Below are 346 nucleotides of genomic sequence, written 5' to 3' on the forward strand. Positions count from 1 at the left end.
CCGCGCTCATCGTGACGAATCTCCCCTCGGCGTCGATCGAGTTGATCAGGTCGAGGGACAGGTCCAGCGTCCGTTGCAGCTGGGTCGCGATCTGGCGGTAGCGCGCCTCGCTTTCTGCCAGGACCCGCTGGGCCTGCTTCTCCGAGGTGATGTCACGCAGCAGCGTCACCGTACAGGCTTCTCCACCAATCATCACCGGAACGATCGACACGAGCGAGTCGGACACCGCGCCGGACTTTCGGTAGAACTGCACCTCGCGGCTGAGCACTTTCCCTTCTTTCTGGAGCGTTCGTCCCACATCTTCAAGTTCGAGCGGGTCGACCCAGACGTTGAGATCAAACGGGGT

1 protein-coding gene is annotated in these 346 nt (G+C 61.8%); it reads right to left on the bottom strand.

What is annotated here, in order from left to right; genetic code table 11:
- On the bottom strand, window positions 1–346 hold a 346-nt coding region (locus GUI70_RS22820; protein WP_161884537.1), incomplete at both ends, for a PAS domain S-box protein.

It is taken from the genome of Deinococcus alpinitundrae (assembly GCF_009982895.1).
GTDB lineage: Bacteria > Deinococcota > Deinococci > Deinococcales > Deinococcaceae > Deinococcus > Deinococcus alpinitundrae.